The organism is Hydrogenophaga sp. (genome assembly GCF_011772445.1).
GTDB lineage: Bacteria > Pseudomonadota > Gammaproteobacteria > Burkholderiales > Burkholderiaceae_C > Hydrogenophaga.
In genome coordinates this window covers 99889-115494 of sequence record NZ_WVZN01000003.1, presented here as the reverse complement: position 1 = coordinate 115494, position 15606 = coordinate 99889, and the positions used below count along the sequence as shown (strand labels likewise).

17 protein-coding genes are annotated in these 15606 nt (G+C 68.9%); 13 read left to right on the top strand and 4 right to left on the bottom strand.

What is annotated here, in order from left to right; all coding sequences use genetic code 11:
- Positions 1-69: 69 nt before the first annotated feature.
- From GTO19_RS00945 to GTO19_RS00920, 6 genes are all read left to right on the top strand, one after another.
- A complete protein-coding gene (locus GTO19_RS00945; RefSeq protein ID WP_291016758.1) occupies positions 70-1203 on the top strand; it encodes a Re/Si-specific NAD(P)(+) transhydrogenase subunit alpha in 1134 nt (377 codons plus the stop codon).
- Complete coding sequence (panD, locus tag GTO19_RS00940; RefSeq protein ID WP_291016755.1) at positions 1200-1562, top strand: aspartate 1-decarboxylase; 363 nt, start codon at positions 1200-1202, stop codon at positions 1560-1562. The genes GTO19_RS00945 and panD overlap by 4 nt, the downstream gene beginning before the upstream one ends.
- A 15-nt stretch (positions 1563-1577) precedes the next feature.
- Positions 1578-1901, top strand: coding sequence for an NAD(P) transhydrogenase subunit alpha (locus GTO19_RS00935; RefSeq protein WP_291016753.1), 324 nt, complete (start codon positions 1578-1580; stop codon positions 1899-1901).
- Positions 1898-3319: an NAD(P)(+) transhydrogenase (Re/Si-specific) subunit beta gene (locus tag GTO19_RS00930; RefSeq protein ID WP_291016750.1), complete on the top strand. Its 1422-nt coding sequence runs from the start codon at positions 1898-1900 to the stop codon at positions 3317-3319. The genes GTO19_RS00935 and GTO19_RS00930 overlap by 4 nt, the downstream gene beginning before the upstream one ends.
- A gap of 99 nt (positions 3320-3418) precedes the next feature.
- A complete protein-coding gene (locus GTO19_RS00925) occupies positions 3419-5104 on the top strand; it encodes a long-chain-fatty-acid--CoA ligase (protein ID WP_291016747.1) in 1686 nt (561 codons plus the stop codon).
- Positions 5105-5118: 14 nt separating this feature from the next.
- Positions 5119-5871 carry a 5'-methylthioadenosine/adenosylhomocysteine nucleosidase gene (locus GTO19_RS00920; RefSeq protein ID WP_291016745.1) on the top strand — a complete coding sequence of 251 codons (753 nt, stop codon included), beginning with the start codon at positions 5119-5121 and terminating at the stop codon, positions 5869-5871.
- Here GTO19_RS00920 and corA read toward each other — a convergent pair.
- The 3 genes from corA to GTO19_RS00905 all read right to left on the bottom strand — a co-directional run bounded on the left by corA (position 5863) and on the right by GTO19_RS00905 (position 10103).
- Positions 5863-6849, bottom strand: coding sequence for a magnesium/cobalt transporter CorA (gene corA / locus GTO19_RS00915; protein WP_291016742.1), 987 nt, complete (start codon positions 6847-6849; stop codon positions 5863-5865). The two genes, GTO19_RS00920 and corA, sit on opposite strands and share 9 nt — an antisense overlap.
- Positions 6850-7045: 196 nt before the next feature.
- On the bottom strand, positions 7046-8296 hold the full coding sequence (locus GTO19_RS00910; protein ID WP_291016739.1) for a patatin-like phospholipase family protein: 1251 nt from the start codon (positions 8294-8296) through the stop codon (positions 7046-7048).
- A gap of 40 nt (positions 8297-8336) precedes the next feature.
- The gene (locus GTO19_RS00905; protein WP_291016736.1) at positions 8337-10103 is read right to left on the bottom strand and encodes an ATP-binding protein; all 1767 of its coding nucleotides are present in this window, start codon (positions 10101-10103) and stop codon (positions 8337-8339) included.
- Between the two features lie 278 nt (positions 10104-10381).
- Here GTO19_RS00905 and raiA point away from each other — a divergent pair, with 278 nt between their 5' ends.
- The 3 genes from raiA (at position 10382) to hprK (ending at position 12452) form a co-directional block, all read left to right on the top strand.
- Positions 10382-10711 (top strand): ribosome-associated translation inhibitor RaiA, encoded by a 330-nt coding sequence (gene raiA, locus GTO19_RS00900; RefSeq protein WP_291016733.1) that lies wholly within the window; start codon positions 10382-10384, stop codon positions 10709-10711.
- Between the two features lie 143 nt (positions 10712-10854).
- On the top strand, positions 10855-11325 hold the full coding sequence (locus GTO19_RS00895; RefSeq protein WP_291016730.1) for a PTS sugar transporter subunit IIA: 471 nt from the start codon (positions 10855-10857) through the stop codon (positions 11323-11325).
- A gap of 176 nt (positions 11326-11501) precedes the next feature.
- Positions 11502-12452 (top strand): HPr(Ser) kinase/phosphatase, encoded by a 951-nt coding sequence (gene hprK / locus GTO19_RS00890; protein ID WP_291016727.1) that lies wholly within the window; start codon positions 11502-11504, stop codon positions 12450-12452.
- Positions 12453-12545: 93 nt separating this feature from the next.
- Here hprK and fur read toward each other — a convergent pair whose 3' ends face one another.
- Entirely contained in the window at positions 12546-12992 is a 447-nt protein-coding gene (gene fur, locus GTO19_RS00885; RefSeq protein ID WP_291016724.1) for a ferric iron uptake transcriptional regulator, read from the bottom strand.
- A gap of 99 nt (positions 12993-13091) precedes the next feature.
- Between fur and GTO19_RS00880 the strand changes: the two genes are divergently transcribed.
- Genes GTO19_RS00880 through GTO19_RS00865 form a run of 4 tightly spaced genes read left to right on the top strand, consistent with a single transcriptional unit; the run spans position 13092 to position 15588 of the window.
- Complete coding sequence (locus tag GTO19_RS00880; RefSeq protein WP_291016721.1) at positions 13092-13631, top strand: outer membrane protein assembly factor BamE; 540 nt, start codon at positions 13092-13094, stop codon at positions 13629-13631.
- Positions 13628-14449, top strand: a complete 822-nt coding sequence (dapB, locus tag GTO19_RS00875) for a 4-hydroxy-tetrahydrodipicolinate reductase (RefSeq protein WP_291016719.1) — start codon at positions 13628-13630, stop codon at positions 14447-14449. Before GTO19_RS00880 ends, dapB begins: the two co-directional genes overlap by 4 nt.
- 1 nt (position 14450) lies before the next feature.
- Positions 14451-15101, top strand: coding sequence for a MotA/TolQ/ExbB proton channel family protein (locus GTO19_RS00870; protein ID WP_291016717.1), 651 nt, complete (start codon positions 14451-14453; stop codon positions 15099-15101).
- Positions 15102-15159: 58 nt separating this feature from the next.
- The gene (locus GTO19_RS00865; RefSeq protein ID WP_291016715.1) at positions 15160-15588 is read left to right on the top strand and encodes a biopolymer transporter ExbD; all 429 of its coding nucleotides are present in this window, start codon (positions 15160-15162) and stop codon (positions 15586-15588) included.
- Positions 15589-15606: the final 18 nt, after the last annotated feature.

Sequence of the window (15606 nt, the reverse complement as noted above, 5' to 3'; positions counted from 1 at the left end):
GCGGGCTCTCGCGCGGGCTTTCAGTTAAGCTCGCCCGCTGATTTCAGACCCGAGCGCGAGGAGACACCCATGCTCATAGGCGTACCCGCCGAAACACTGGCGGGCGAGACCCGTGTAGCCGTCACGCCCGAGACGGCGAAGAAGCTGGTGGCCCAGGGCCACGTGGTGCGCGTTCAGGCCGGTGCCGGCCTGGCGGCCAGCGCCACCGACGCCGCCTACGAAGCGGCCGGCGCGCAGATCACCGACGCCGCCGGCGCCCTGGGCGCCGACCTCGTGCTCAAGGTGCGCAGCCCGCAGGCCGGCGAACTGCCCCTGATGAAAGCCGGCGCCACCCTCGTCGCCATGCTCAATCCCTTCGATGCCGCCGGCCTGCAGGCCCTGGCCTCGGCCGGGCTCACCAGCTTCGCGCTGGAGGCCGCGCCGCGCACCACGCGCGCGCAGAGCATGGACGTGCTGTCCTCGCAGGCCAACATCGCCGGCTACAAGGCCGTGCTGCTCGCGGCCAACGCCTACGCCAGGTTCTTCCCCATGCTCATGACGGCCGCCGGCACCGTGAAAGCCGCGCGCGTGGTCGTCCTCGGCGTGGGCGTGGCCGGGCTGCAGGCCATCGCCACCGCCAAGCGCCTCGGTGCGGTCATCGAAGCTTCCGACGTGCGCCCCAGCGTGAAGGAACAGATCGAGTCCCTGGGCGGCAAGTTCATCGACGTGCCCTACGAGACCGCCGAGGAGAAGGAAGCGGCCGAGGGCGTGGGCGGCTACGCCAAGCCCATGCCGGCGAGCTGGCTGCAGCGCCAGGCCGCCGAGGTGGCCAAGCGCGTGGCCCTGGCCGACGTGGTCATCTCCACCGCGCTGATCCCGGGTCGCGCCGCGCCCACGCTGATCACCGAGGAGATGGTCAGGAGCATGAAGCCGGGCTCGGTGATCGTCGATATCGCGGCGGGCAAGGGCCCGAACGGTGTCGGCGGCAACTGCCCGCTCACCGAAACCGACAGGACCGTCGTGAAGCACGGCGTGACGCTGATTGGCGAGACCAACCTGCCCGCGCTGGTGGCGGCCGACGCCTCCGCGCTGTACGCGCGCAACGTGCTGGACTTCCTCAAGCTCGTGCTGCCCAAAGACGCCACGGCGGTGCAGGTGCCGCTGGACGACGACATCGTCGTGGCCTGCCTCATGACCCAATCGGGCGAAGTGAAACGCAAATGAACCGAGTGATGCTGCGCGCGAAGCTGCACCGCGCCACCGTGACCGAAGCCGACCTGCACTACGAAGGTTCCTGCGGCATCGACGAAGACCTGCTCGACGCCGCCGACATGCGCGAGTTCGAGAAGATCGAGCTCTACAACGTCAACAACGGCGAGCGCTTCTCCACCTACATCATCAAGGCGGCACGCGGCTCGGGCGCCATCTCGCTCAACGGCGCCGCCGCGCGCAAGGCGCATGTGGGTGACCTGCTCATCATCTGCACCTACGCCCCCGTGGCCGACGACGTGGTGCCGCACTGGAAGCCACGCGTGGTGCTGCTGGGCGAGGGCAACCGCATCGCCGAAATCAAGAAGGTCTGAACCGAGGAGCCGACCATGGACGCCGTCTCACCCACCCTGATCAACCTCATCATCTTCGTGCTGGCCATCTACGTGGGCTACCACGTGGTGTGGACGGTCACACCTGCGCTGCACACGCCGCTCATGGCCGTGACCAACGCCATCTCGGCCATCGTCATCGTGGGCGCCATGCTGGCCGCCGCGCTCACCGAGACACCGCTGGGCAAGACCATGGGCGTGCTGGCCGTGGCGCTGGCGGCGGTCAATGTCTTCGGCGGTTTCCTGGTCACGCGGCGCATGCTGGAGATGTTCAAGAAGAAAGAGAAGAAGGCACCGGTCGCCGAGGGGAGCGCCAAATGAGCATGAACCTCGTCGTCCTGCTGTATCTCGTCGCCTCGGTCTGCTTCATCCAGGCCTTGAAGGGCCTGAGCCACCCCACCACCTCCATCCGCGGCAACGTCTTCGGCATCACCGGCATGGCCATCGCCGTGCTCACCACCGCCGCGCTGATCGTCGAACTCTCGGGCGGCAAGGCCCAGGGCATGGTCTACGTGCTCGCCGGCCTGGTGGTGGGCGGGGGCGTGGGCGCCTACATGGCCAACAAGGTCGAAATGACCAAGATGCCCGAGCTCGTGGCCTTCATGCACAGCATGATCGGCCTGGCTGCGGTGTGCATCGCCGTGGCCGTGGTCGCCGAGCCCTGGGCCTTCGGCATCGTCACCCGAGGCGAAGGCATTCCTGGCGGCAACCGCATCGAACTCGCCTTGGGCGCGTTCATCGGCGCGGTCACCTTCAGCGGCTCGGTCATTGCCTTCGGCAAGCTCAGCGGCAAGTACAAGTTCCGCCTGTTCCAGGGCGCACCCGTCACCTTCGCCGGCCAGCACAAGCTCAACCTGGCGCTGGGCCTGGCCACGGCCTTTTTCATCTTCGGCTTCTGGCACTCGCAGAGCTGGATCGACATCGTGCTGGTCATCGCCCTCGGCTTCGTCCTGGGCGTGCTCATCATCATCCCCATCGGCGGCGCCGACATGCCGGTGGTGGTGTCCATGCTCAACAGCTACTCGGGCTGGGCCGCCGCGGGCATCGGCTTCAGCCTGAACAACCCCATGCTGATCATCGCGGGCTCGCTGGTGGGCAGCTCGGGCGCGATCCTGAGCTACATCATGTGCAAGGCCATGAACCGCTCCTTCATCAGCGTCATCCTGGGCGGCTTCGGCGGCGAGGCGGGCGCGGCGGCCACCGGCGGTGTGCAGCGCACGGCCAAGAGCGGCAGCGCCGACGACGTGGCCTTCATCCTGGGCAACGCCGAGACGGTGGTGATCGTGCCGGGCTACGGCCTGGCGGTGGCGCGCGCGCAGCACGCGGTCAAGGAGCTCGCGCACAAGCTGGGCGAGAAGGGCATCACCGTGAAGTACGCCATCCACCCGGTGGCAGGCCGCATGCCGGGGCACATGAACGTGTTGCTGGCCGAGGCGGAAGTGCCCTACGACCAGGTCTTCGAAATGGAAGACATCAACGGCGAGTTCGGCCAGGCGGACGTGGCCATCGTGCTGGGCGCCAACGACGTGGTGAACCCGCTGGCGCTGCAGAAGGGCTCGCCCATCTACGGCATGCCGATCCTGGAGGCCTACAAGGCCAAGACCGTGATCGTGAACAAACGATCCATGGCGGCGGGCTACGCCGGCCTGGACAACGAGCTGTTCTACATGGACAAGACCATGATGGTCTTCGGCGACGCCAAGAAGGTCGTGGAGGACATCACCAAGGCCGTGGAGTGAGCGCGTCGCGCGCCTGACAACACCGGGACGGTCCGGGTGTCGGCGCAGCGGTCGCTCACCGTATAGTGCCGCCGTTCTCAAAACGACAGGAGACTTTGCATGCCGACCGCCACCGCCGACCGCCCCTGGCTTGCCGCCTACCCCGAGGGCGTGCCCGCCGACATCGACGTGAACCAGTACCCCTCGCTGGTGCACCTGATGGAGGAGAGCTTTCGCCGCTTCGGCGACCGCACCGCCTACAGCTTCATGGGCAAGGAGGTGAGCTTCGCCCAGACGGACACGCTGTCGCAGGCATTTGCCGCCTACCTGCAGGGGCTGGGTCTGGTCAAGGGTGACCGCGTGGCGATCATGATGCCCAACGTGCCGCAGTACCCGGCGGTGGTCGCCGGCATCCTGCGCGCGGGGCTGGTGGTGGTGAACGTGAACCCGCTGTACACCGCGCGCGAGCTGGAGCACCAGCTCAAGGACTCGGGCGCCAAGGCCATTGTCATCATCGAGAACTTCGCGCGCACGCTGGAGCAGTGCATCGCGGCCACGCCGGTCAAGCACGTGGTGCTCGCCGCCATGGGCGACCTGCTCGGTTTTCTCAAGGGTGGCCTCGTCAACTACGTGGTGCGCAATGTCAAGAAGATGGTGCCGCCCTTCAACCTGCCGCAGGCGGTGCGCTTCAACGACGCCATCGCGCGCGGCTCACGCGGCGCGCTCAAGAAGCCCGAGATCAAGGCCGACGACATGGCCGTGCTGCAGTACACCGGCGGCACCACCGGCGTGAGCAAGGGCGCGGTGCTCCTGCACCGCAACATCATCGCCAACGTGCTGCAGTCCGAGGCCTGGAACGCGCCGGTGATGAGCAAGGTGCCGGCCAATGAACAGCCCACGGCCGTGTGCGCGCTGCCGCTGTACCACATCTTCGCGTTCACCGTGAACATGATGCTGAGCCTGCGCGTGGGCGGAAAGACCATCCTCATTCCCAACCCGCGGGACCTGCCCGCGGTGTTGAAGGAACTGAGCAAGCACCGCTTCCACAGCTTCCCCGCCGTGAACACCCTGTTCAACGGCCTGGCCAACCACCCCGATTTCAAGTCGGTGGACTGGAGTCACCTGAAGGTCTCGGTGGGCGGTGGCATGGCCGTGCAGGGCGCGGTCGCCAAGCGCTGGCTCGAGCAGACCGGCTGCCCGATCTGTGAAGGCTACGGCCTGTCCGAGACCAGCCCCTCGGCCACCTGCAACCCCACCACCAGCACCGAGTACACCGGCACCATCGGCGTGCCCCTGCCCAACACGCGCCTGAAGTGCCTGGACGACGACGGCAACGAGGTGCCCGTGGGGCAGCCCGGCGAGATCGCCATCCACGGCCCGCAGGTGATGGCGGGCTACTGGCAGCGCCCCGACGAAACCGCCAAGGTCATGACGCCCGACGGCTACTTCAAGAGCGGCGACATCGGCATCATGGATTCGCGTGGCTACTTCAAGATCGTGGACCGCAAGAAGGACATGGTTCTCGTCAGCGGCTTCAACGTCTACCCGAACGAGGTGGAAGACGTGGTGGCGCAACTGGCCGGCGTGCTGGAGTGCGCGGTGGTGGGCGTACCCGACGAGAAGACCGGCGAGGCCGTCAAGCTCGTCATCGTGAAGAAGGACCCGTCGCTCACCGAGGAGCAGGTGCGCGAGTTCTGCCGCGCCAACCTCACGGGCTACAAGCAGCCGCGCGTGATCGAGTTCCGCACCGAATTGCCCAAGACGCCCGTGGGCAAGATCCTGCGCCGCGAGCTGCGCGACAAGTGAAGGGCTGAGCCGCCGTGACGCTCGCGCTGATCAGTGCCATGCCGGAGGAGTTGCAGGCCGTGCTGGACCTGCTGCCCGATGAGCAGCGCATCAGCCTGGGCGGGCGCAGCTACTGGCAGGGCCACTTGCACGGGCAGACCGTGGTGGCCGTGCTCTCGGGCATCGGCAAGGTGGCCGCGGCCACCACCACCGCGCTGCTGCTCCAGCGCTTTCGCGTAAGCCGTGTCGTGGTGACGGGCGTGGCGGGCGGCATCGGCCCGGGCGTCAAGGTGGGCGACGTGGTGGTGGCGAATGAACTGCTGCAGCACGACCTGGACGCCTCGCCGATCTTTCCGCGTTACGAGGTGCCGGGCTACGGTCTCCTGCGCTTCGGGGCCGACGCCGAGCTGAGCGGGCGGGTGGCGCTCGCCTGCGAGTCCACGCTGCGCGAGGCGCCGGCCGCGCTGGGCGCCGAGGTGGTCCAGGCCTTCGGCCTGCAGGGCTCGCGTGTGCACCGCGGCCTGCTGGTCACGGGTGACCGTTTCGTCTCGCGCACCGCCGAGAGCGAGGCCCTGCAGCGCGACTTGCCCGATGCCCTGGCGGTGGACATGGAGAGCGCGGCCGTGGCCCAGGTCTGTGCCGATTTCGGCGTGCCGCTGGCGGTGGTGCGCACCATCTCCGACCGCGCCGACGACGCGGCCCATGTGGACTTTCCGCGCTTCCTCACGCAGGTGGCCAGCCGCTACAGCGCGGCCATCGTCGAGCGCCTGCTCGGCGCCTCAGCGTAGCCAGCCGCGCTTCCTGAAGTAGAGCATCGGCACCACCGCCGACAGCACCATCAGCCCGATCGCCAGCGGGTAGCCGAAGCGCCAGGTGAGCTCGGGCATGAACTGGAAGTTCATGCCGTAGCTGCTGGCCACCAGCGTCGGTGGCAGCAGCGAGACGCTCGCCACCGAGAAGATCTTGATGATCTTGTTCTGGTTGATGTTGATGAAGCCGACCGTGGCGTCCATCAGGAAGTTGATCTTGTCGAACAGGAAGGCGGTGTGACCGTCCAGCGAATCGAGGTCGCGCAGGATCTGGCGCGCGTCCTCGAACTGCTCGGCGCTCAGCAGCCGGCTGCGCATCATGAAGCTCACCGCGCGGCGCGTGTCCATCACGTTGCGGCGGATGCGGCCCGACATGTCCTCGTGCTGCGCGATGGCCGACAGCGCCTCGCCCAGGGCCGAGTCGCTGGCCTCGCTGGAGAGCACCTTGGCGCTCACCGTCTCGAGGTCGTCGTAGATGTTCTCCAGCGTGTCGGCGCAGTACTCGGCGTCGGCGTCGAACAGCATCAGCAGCACGTCCTTGGCGTCGTCGATCAGGCCTGGCATGCGCCGCGCGCGCATGCGCAGCAGCCGGAACACGGGCACGTCCTCGTCGTGGATGGAGAACAGCACGCCCCGGCTTTTGAGCGTGTCGTTGTGCTCGTTGAGGATGAAGGCCACGCGCACCGCGCGCGGGTCCTCGTCGTCGTCGATGAGGAAGTCGCTGCGCACATGCAGTTCGCCGTTGTCTTCTTCGAAGAAGCGCGCGGATTCCTCGATGTCCTCGTCCATCGCGTCTTCGGGGATGGACAGGCCGAAGTGCTGCTTGACCCAGCGCCGCTCCTCGGGCGTGGGGTCTTCCAGGTCGACCCAGATGGGCTTGAACTGGGCGAGTTCTTCCAGGGACTCGATTTCTTCCTGGAAGAGGCGGCCGTTGGCCAGGGTGAAGACGTTGAGCATGGCGCGCTCCTGCGTGTCGAGAACGGTCTGGCGGTGGCCGGGGTTGCCCCGGCCGGCGGGGTCGGTGGCGCTTTCAGCCAGCCGCCCGTCCAGGCCGCAGCGACAGGGCGCTGCTCAGACGGTCGCGGAGAGGGCTGAAAGCACACGACTGGGGGGTGTGCTGTCCATCAAGGGCTCCGTGTGAAAACGGGGGCGATTATCGCACCGGGTCCGCGGTGGCGTTCGCGCCGGCAGAGGCCAGAAAGGCTTTCAATTCGTCCTGGCGCCGCCAGGCGTCGTGCTCACCCAGGGCCATGAGCGCGTGAACGAAGCCGGGTTCGAACAGCAGGTAGCTCGCCAGCGCCGCGGCGCTGGCGTTGGCGCCGCGCCGGGTGTCCAGCGCGCCCAGGCCGATGAGCGTGTGGCGCGTGGTCACGGGCAGCTCGTTCACGTGCTTGAGCGCGAGTTCGTCCAGCGACACGCTGGGCTGGATGGCCATCACCTCCACCGGGTGGTAGGGCAGCAGGGACGACACCTCGGGCGGCAGGCGCGCGAGAGTCTGGCTCACGCGCATGGTCTGCTCCACATCGGCCTGCAGGGTGTCGTGGAACACGCTGGCCATGGCGTGGCCGGCGATGGTGCCCGCCGTGAGCTCGGCGGTGTCGTGCCGGCCGGTGAGGCCGGCGCGCTGCGGCTGGCCCACGCCGACGACCAGGATGCGGCGCGCGCCGAACTGGATGGCCGGCGACAGCGGCGAGAGCTGGCGCATGGAGCCGTCGCCGAAGTGCTCGCGGTGCCCGCTCACCCACAGCGGCACGGCGGGGAACAGGAAGGGGATGGCGCTGGAGGCCATCAGGTGTTCGATGGTGATGGGCTGGAACTCGGCGCGCCGCCCGGGCCGGTGCCAGGCCGGCACGGTGCTGTCGGCGCGGGTCTGGCAGAAGGTCCAGTGCTCGCCAGTGGAATAGCTCGAGGCGGTGACCCCCAGCGCGTCGATCGAGCCGCGCTCCAGCGCCGTCTCCAGACCTTGCAGGCGGATGTGCTGGTGCAGGGTGTTCACCAGGGGCAGGGTGTCGAGCAGCGCTCGGTGGCGCTTGACCTGGCGCGCCAGCGTCCAGCCCGCCAGCACGCGGCTGGCGCGCACCCAGGTGGGCGCTTCCAGCCGGTACACGTGCTCGGAGCGCAGCTTCAGCCAGAACTCGCCGAGCGCGGGCAGCGCGGCCGCGCCGTCGTCCGCGCGGCTGGCCAGGAAGCTGGCGTTGAGGGCGCCGGCCGAGGTGCCGAACAGCCAGCGGAAGGGAAAGGCCGTAGCGCTGTCGGGCAGCATGGCAGCCACGGCCTTGAGCACCCCGGCCTGGTAGGCGGTGCGTGCGCCGCCCCCCATGAGCACGAGGGCGCAACCCTCGGCCGGGGTCGCGCCGGGGGCGCGCAACTGGATGCTGTGGCTCAGGACAGTGTCGAGCGACACGCGGTGCTCCCGGTGGTGGTTGAAGGGCACCGCGACGCTATCACGTCGAGACGTCTTCGGCTGGTGTGTGGGCGTCGTCGATGAAGCGCTGCAGGCGCTGTGGGGTCACGGGCTTGTGCAGGCCCGTGACGCCTGCGGCGCAGATCGCGGCGAGTGCCTCCGGGCTGGTGTCGCCCGTGACGATGGCCATGCGGATGCGGTGGTCGAGCCGCTCTCGAAGCCGCTCGATCACCTGCAGGCCATGCGTGTCGCCGTCGAGGTGCAGGTCGACCAGGGCGAGTTCGGGCGCCGCGCCGGCGTCGAGGTGGGCCTGCACCTCGGCCACCGAGCTCGCCAGCAGCGGCTCGTGGCCCCAGCCCCGCAGCAGGTAGGACATGGCGGCCCGTATCTGCTCATCGTTGTCCACGACCAGCACCCGGTGCTTGTGGCTGGGCGCCAGCTCGGGCGCGGCGGGGGCGGCGACGGGCGCCGCCTCGCGAGCCAGGGGCAGTTCGATGGCGAAGACAGATCCCCGGCCCGGACTGGAACGCGCGTGCAGCGGACTGCCCAGCAGTTCGGCCGAGCGCTTGACGATGGCCAGGCCCAGGCCGAACCCGCGCGTCTGGCTCGCGTCGCTTCGTGCTTCGTCCGCCTGGAAGAACTCTTCGGTGACGCGTGGCAGGTCGTCCGCCGAAATCCCGATGCCGCTGTCGCGGACCTCCAGCCGCACCATCTCGCCGCGTCGGCGCGCGGCCAGCAACACGCCGCCGCGTTCGGTGTAACGCACCGCGTTGCCCGCGAGATTGCTCAGGATGGTGTACAGGATGGCGGGGTCCGCGTGCACCACCAGGTCCCCGTCGCGCACGCGCAATGCCAGTCCCTTGGCCTTCGCCAGTTGGGTCACTTCGTCGGCCACCTTGCGCAGCAGCGCGTGCAGCTCCACGGGCTGAGGATGGGGTTGCAATGCGCCCGCGTCCAGCCGGGAGATGTCAAGCAGGCGATTGAGCAGTTGCGCCATGGTGTCCAGCGCCGCCTGCAGGCGCTCGGCAATGGTGCCCACCACCAGGGGGTTCAGGCTGGGTCGCTCGGCCAGCGCCTTGAGCGCGGGAACGAAGAGGCTCATCGCGTGGATGGGCTGGCGAAGGTCGTGGCTTGCCGAGGCGAGGAAGCGCGTCTTGGCCCGGTTGGCCGATTCCGCGCGGTCCATCTGCACCCGAAGCTGCCCCGCCAGCGATTCGTTCTCGAGTCGCAGTCGCAAGGCGTCTTCGAAGGCGCGCGCAATGCGCCGCGCGAACAACTCGGCCATGAGGAGGTAGAACAGCGTCAGCCCCCCCATCGTGACCAGCGAGCCTTGTCCGGACGCCAGGCATCGGGCGGCGAAGGGCAGGACGCAGGGCAGCGCAAACGCCAGGTGGGCGGGAAAGAACGCCCCCAGCGATTGGCTCGCGCTCGACAGGATCGACATGAGCACGATGGCCACGATGGCCAGCGTGAACGGCTGCTCGGGGGTGAAGAACAGCCAGGCCAGCGCCCCCCAGCACAGGCCGGCGGCTCCGGAGGCGGACACGAAAGCCGGCGCCCAGCGCTCGGGGGGGTGGCCGGTGTCGCGGCGGAACCGGTGCAGCAAGACCAGGCGCGCCACGGACAGCAGCACCACGGCTGCCAGCCAGCCGGCCACGGCCCGCACGGGCTGCTCGTTCACCCACAGCAGCGCGGCTGTGCCGAATGCCAGGACCAGGGTGCCGACGATCAGCGCGGGTACGTTGTCCGCGAGCAGGCGAATCTGCTCGCGGCGCAATTGCAGCCGCAGGGCCAGCGAGTCTTCCATTGGTATGAGCATAGGCGTGCGCGAACGAAGCCACGACCGATTGGCGACGCTCGGCCACCTCGCTTCGATCGCCGTCCGTGACCGACTCCCCACCTCGGTTCCCGACGCGCGTCTCGGACCGCCGGTCTTGACGCCGATCAGGAAGTCACGATTTCTGACGCTTTCGGCTTGCGTGGGCGGGGCATCGTCGGCATAGTGGGTCGCAAGCCATCCCGTGGTCGCCGGATGGCCCTGCCCCCGGCGGCCTGTGTCAACCCGGAGCAATTGGAGGCTCACTCATGAACCTGACGATCAACGGTCACGACCTCGAGGTCACTCCCGCGCTGCGCGGCTACGTCACCAGCAAGCTCGAACGCATTTCCCGGCACTTCGACCAGGTCGTCGATATCCGGGTGCTGCTGAAAGTGGACAACCTCAAGGAAAAAGACCTGCGACAACGCGCGGAATGCAACATCCACGTCAAAGGGCGCGACCTGTTCGCCGAGAGTGCCCATGCCGATCTTTATGCCGCCGTTGATGAACTCGCCGACAAGCTCGACCGCCAGGTGTTGCGTTACAAGACCAAGACGCAGGACCACAACCACGAAGCCGTGAAACGCCTGATGTGAAAACGGTCACAACCCGCGCCGTTCGTGGGTTTGTGATCGTGCTGCACTGCAGCAAGCCGCTTGAGTTGTCAAGCGGCTTTTTTGTCTTTTTCATCTAGGCGTGGGAGATCAGAAGCGCATAATTCGCGCCCGAAAGGGCCCCCATGAACCGACTGTCTGCCATATTGCCCGCCGCGCAGGTGCTCGTCAGCGTTGACGCCACCAGCAAGAAGCGCGCCTTCGAGGAAGCGGGCCTGTTGTTCGAAACCCTGCACGGCCTCAACCGCGCGCTCATCACCGACAGCCTCTTCGCGCGCGAGCGCCTGGGGTCCACCGGACTCGGTCATGGCGTGGCCATTCCTCACGGTCGCATCAAGGGGCTCAAGCAGCCACTGGCCGCCGTGTTCCAGTTGGCCGGCGCCATTGGTTTCGATGCCCCCGACGAACAGCCGGTGCAGCTCATGATCTTCCTGCTGGTGCCTGAGGCGGCCACGCAGAAGCACCTGGAAATCCTGTCGGAAATCGCTGAGCTCCTGAGCGACAGTGCCCTGCGCGAGCGCATGAAGGCCTCGACCGACGCCGCCGCGCTGCACGGCCTGATCGCCAACTGGCAGTCGGCGCACGCCGCCGCCTGAACCTTGAGCCCCCACGCTCCGCCGTTGCGTGAGACGCCCCTTGCAGGGCGCGGCAGCGCCAGAGTCGCTGCCTCTTCGGACCGTCCAGGCCTGCGCAGGCAGGCCTGGAGCCGCGGTCCTCAGCCCCCCGAGTGGGCTGATCGGCCTTGGGGCGGCCCGGCGGCCGATCTTCCCGCATGAAGCCGACCGTCGTCAGCGCCGACGTCCTCTTCGAGGACCACCGGGACACGCTGAAATGGCAGTGGATCGCGGGGCTGGGGGCCTCCGAGCGCCGTTTCGACGAGGTGGCGATCCGCGCCGCGCGCTCCGGCGCCGACCTGGTCGGCTACCTCAACTACATCCACCCCTACCGCCTGCAAGTCATCGGCGAGCGTGAGGTCGCCTACCTCACCAGCCCCAGCGTCGACGACAACCGGCGCCGGGTGGCGCGCATCGTGACGCTGGAGCCGCCGGTGCTGGTGGTGGCCGACGACAAGCCCGCGCCCGACGAGCTGCTCGCCATGTGCGAGCGCGCCCAGATCCCGATGTTCGCGACCCACGAGTCCGCGGCCTTCGTGATCGACGTGCTGCGCGCCTACCTCTCGCGCCACTTCGCCGACCGCGCCACGATGCACGGCGTGTTCATGGACATCCTGGGCATGGGGGTGCTGATCACCGGCGAATCGGGTCTGGGCAAGAGCGAACTCGGGCTGGAACTCATCTCGCGCGGCCACGGCCTGGTGGCCGACGACGCGGTGGACCTGTACCGCATCAACCAGACCAGCGTGGAAGGCCGCTGCCCCGAACTGCTGCAGAACCTGCTGGAAGTGCGCGGCATCGGCCTGCTCGACATCAAGGCGATCTTTGGCGAGACGGCGGTGCGCCGCAAGATGCGCTTGCAGCTCATCGTGCACCTGGTGCGCCGCGAAACCATGGAGCGCGACTACGAGCGCATGCCTTACGAGCCGCTGTACCAGGATGTATTGGGCGTGCCCGTTCGCAAGGCCGTGATCCAGGTGGTGGCGGGTCGCAACATCGCCGTGCTGGTCGAGGCCGCGGTGCGCAACACCATCCTGCAGTTGCGCGGCATCGACACTTACCAGGAATTCGTGCAGCGCCACCGCGCAGCCATGTCGCGAGACGAGTGACACGGGGCCCCACGCTTCGCCGCTGCGCGGGGCGCTGCCCCCGACGGAACCGATCCGGCTTGGGGCGGCCCGGCGCCGGATCGTCCGTGGCCCTCAGCGGTGGCCGCCGGCCTTGGGGACGCGGTGCGGGCAGTCGCCCTTGGTGCAGTTGGCGTAGAGCGAGAGCGCGTGTTCCTGCAGCGCGAAGCCGCGCGACTTGGCCACCATCTGCTGGCGCTTCTCGATCTCGGGGTCGAAGAACTCCTCGACCCGCCCGCAATCCAGGCAGACCAGGTGGTCGTGGTGCTGGCCTTCGTTGAGTTCGTAGACGGCTTTGCCGGACTCGAAATTGCTGCGCGTGAGCAGGCCGGCCTGTTCGAACTGCATCAGCACGCGGTAGACCGTGGCCAGGCCGATGTCGCTGCGCTCGTCGAGCAGCACGCGGAACACGTCCTCGGCGGTCATGTGCCGCTGCGTGGCGTTCTGGAAGACCTCGAGGATCTTCAGGCGCGGCAGCGTGGCCTTCAGGCCGGTGCTCTTGAGGTCTTCGATGTTGGACATGGTGCTGGCGTCGGGCTCACTACAATGGCCGACCGATTATCGTCCGCCTTGCGCCGGCCGCGCCAGCGCAAGGCCAGCAGGCCCACCCGGGTTTTCGCCATGTTTCTCTTCAAGCTCCGAATCCCGCTCGCACCGGCGGCCCTGCTCGCCGCCGTGCTGGCACTGGGCGGCTGCGGTACCGTGGCCGGCTGGGTCACCCCCTACAAGATCGACATCCTCCAGGGCAACGTGATCACCCGCGAGCAGGTCCAGGCGCTGCAGCCCGGCATGCCGCGCGAGCAGGTGCGCGACATCATGGGCTCGCCGCTGCTGGCCAGCGTGTTCCACGCCGACCGCTGGGACTACGTCTTCACCCTGAAGCGCCAAGGCCAGGAGCCGCAAAGCCGCCGCGTGTCGGTGTTCTTCAAGGACGGTGTGCTGGCGCGCCACGAGGCCGACGACCTGCCGAGCGAAGCCGAGTTCGTGGCCTCGCTCGACGCGCGCCGCGGCAAGACCGGCAAGGTACCGCCGCTGGAGGCGACCGAGCAGCAGCTCAAGGAATTCGCGGAGCGCAACAAGCCGCAGGCCCCGCCGTTGCCCGCCAGCGCCGCCCCCGCGCCCTCCACCACCCAGTTCCCGCCGCTGGAGCCGGCGCGATGAGTCAACCCGGCACCAGCCCCCGCGTCTGCGTCGCGGGCGCCAGCGGCCGTATGGGCCGCATGCTTATCGAGGCCGTGCAGGCCAGCGGCGACTGCGTGCTCGGCGGCGCGCTCGACATGGCCGCCAGCCCCGCCATCGGGCAGGACGCCGGCGCCTACGCCGGCCAGTCCACTGGCGTCTTCATCACGGCCGACCTCGCGCAAGGCCTCAAAGGCAGCGACTGCCTGATCGACTTCACGCGCCCCGAAGGCACCATGGCCCACCTGCGCGCCTGCGTCGAGCACGGTGTGCAACTCGTCATCGGCACCACCGGCTTTTCCGACGAGCAGAAGGCCGAGATCGCCGAGGCCTCCCAACGCATCGCCATCGTCATGGCGCCCAACATGAGCGTGGGCGTCAACGTCACGCTCAAGCTGCTGGAGATGGCGGCCAAGGCCCTGTCCACCGGCTACGACATCGAGATCATCGAGGCCCACCACCGCCACAAGGTGGACGCGCCCAGCGGCACCGCGCTCAAGATGGGCGAGGTCATCGCCAATGCGCTGGGCCGTGACCTGAAGGACTGCGCGGTCTACGCGCGCGAAGGCGTCACCGGCGAGCGCGACCCGTCCAGCATCGGCTTCGCCACCATCCGGGGCGGCGACATCGTGGGCGACCACACCGTGCTGTTCGCGGGCACCGGCGAGCGCATCGAGATCACGCACAAGTCCGCCAGCCGCAGCACCTACGCCCAGGGCAGCCTGCGCGCCGTGCGCTTCCTCGCGGGCCGCCAGAACGGCCTGTTCGACATGTTCGACGTGCTGGGGCTGCGCACCTAGCATGTGGCAGGTGTTCCTCCAGGCCGACCCCTTCGGCCAGGCCATCGGAACCCTGCTGCTTACCATGTCCGTCGCCACCTGGGTGGTGATGATTTGGAAATATTCCCTGCTGCGCCGCGGCGCGCAGGCGCTGCCGCGCGCCACGGCGGCCTTCTGGCTCGCCCCCGACATCGACGAAGCCGAGCGCCGCCTGGCTCAGGCCGACACCGCCGCGCTCGCGCTGCCGCTGCTGCAGGCCGCGCGCTCGCTCGAGGCGGTGGACGCCGCCAGCCTGGCGCGCCAGGGCGAGCGGGCCGCGCAGGTCACGCGCCTGCTGCGCGGCGCGCTCGACGCCCGCCGTGCCCACCTGCAGTTCGGTCAGACCCTGCTCGCCAGCGTGGCCGCCACGGCGCCCTTCGTGGGGCTGCTGGGCACGGTCTGGGGCGTGCACCACGCGCTGGCGGCCGTGGGCATGGGCGAGGGCTTCCAGATCGAGCGCGTGGCCGGCCCGGTGGGCGAGGCCCTGGTCATGACGGCCGCCGGCCTGGCCGTGGCGATTCCCGCCGTGCTGGGCCACAACGCCCTCGGGCGGCACATCGCGCGCCTGGAGGCCGAGCTCGAAGGTTTCGCGCACGACCTGCGCGAATGGTTCGCGCCGACGCCCCGGCCATGAGCACCGCACGGCCACCCGACGGGGCTCGCCCCGCCGCGCGCTGCACGGAGCTTGTCCTGTGAGCTTCGGCCGCCTGCCCGGCACGCGCCCGGCGCGCGCCATCGGCGACATCAACGTGACGCCCCTGGTCGACGTGGTGCTGGTGCTGCTGGTGATCTTCATCGTGTCCGCCCCGCTGATGGCGCGGCAGATGGCGCTGGAGCTGCCGGCGGAGAAGACCGCCACACCGGCGCCCGCTGCCGCGTCCGTGGTCACGCTCGAACTCGACACCCGATCGGGCCTGCGCTGGAACGGCGAGGTCGTGCCCGAGGCGGCGCTGCCCGATCGCCTGCGCGAGGCCGCGCAGCGCGACCCGGCGACCGAACTGCAGCTGCGCGCCGACGCGTCACTGCCCTACGGCCGGGTGCTCGCGATCATCGGCGCCGCGCAGGCCGCGGGGCTGCGGCGCGTGGGTTTCACGGCCCGCCAGCCCGCGTCGCCGCGCTGACGGCGCGCCGCCGGGCCC